This is a genomic window from Micrococcus sp. HSID17227, assembly GCF_003989405.1.
Taxonomy (GTDB): Bacteria; Actinomycetota; Actinomycetes; order Actinomycetales; family Micrococcaceae; genus Micrococcus; species Micrococcus luteus.
In genome coordinates, this window is sequence record NZ_RBLN01000420.1 from 1 (window position 1) to 954 (window position 954).

1 protein-coding gene and 1 pseudogene are annotated in these 954 nt (G+C 76.7%); both read right to left on the minus strand.

Going from position 1 to position 954, the window contains the following annotated elements:
- Positions 1 to 846, minus strand: an 846-nt coding sequence (locus D8M29_RS12370; RefSeq protein ID WP_127435672.1) for a molybdopterin-synthase adenylyltransferase MoeB, incomplete at its 3' end; no start/stop codon positions are given.
- A pseudogene (locus D8M29_RS12375) lies at positions 843 to 954 on the minus strand (thiazole synthase); the annotation flags it as partial. The pseudogene D8M29_RS12375 and the gene D8M29_RS12370, both read right to left, overlap by 4 nt.

Below are 954 nucleotides of genomic sequence, written 5' to 3' on the forward strand. Positions count from 1 at the left end.
GCCGCACGCCTCCGCCGAGCCGGGGGCGCCGGCGTCGTCCGGGCGGGGGGCCTGGTCCGCGTGGGCGGACAGGTCCGTCACGGGGGTCCGCTCGGGGTCGGGCACGAGCCGCAGCTCACGGAAGCGCATCGTCAGGGCGTCCACGGAGAGCAGCCGCCCGACCAGGGGCTCACCCACCCCGGAGAGCAGCTTGATCGCCTCGGCCGCCATGAGGGAGCCGATGATCCCGGGCAGCACCCCGAGCACTCCGGCCTGCGCGCACGAGGGCACCTCGCCGGGTTCGGGCCGCTCCGGGAACACGTCCCGGTACAGCGGCCCGCCCGGGGCGAACACGCTCACCTGCCCCGCGAACCGCAGGATCGCGCCCCACACCACGGGCACGCCCGCGATCTCGCACGCGTCGGCCACGAGGTAGCGGGTCGCGTAGTTGTCCGTGCCGTCGAGCACGAGGTCCACGGCGCCGACCCGTTCGAGCGCGTTGGCCGCGGTCAGGCGTTCGCGGTGCTCGACCACGCGCACCTCGGGGTGCAGGCCGCGCATCGTCGCGGCGGCGGAGGCGGTCTTGGGGCGGCCGAGGTCCGCCTCGGCGTGGATCACCTGGCGGTGCAGGTTGGAGCGGTCCACCATGTCGTCGTCGATCACGTGGACCTCCCCCACGCCCGCGGCGGCGAGGTAGGTCAGCACGGGCGCCCCGAGGCCGCCGGCGCCGACCACGAGGACGCGGGAGCGCAGCAGCGCCAGCTGGGCCTCGGGGCCGAAGCCGTCCAGGCTCAGGTGGCGGGCGAAGCGCTCCAGCTGGGTGTCGGACAGCGCGGTGAGGTCGCGGGGCTCGCGGGCGGCGGTCACCGCTCGTCCTCCTCGGCCGTGACCCGCCCGGCCATCGGCGAGGAGGCCAGGGCGTGCTCGCGGCGCGGGATGCGCCCGGCACGGCGGGCGTGGAAGCCCGCCTCGAGC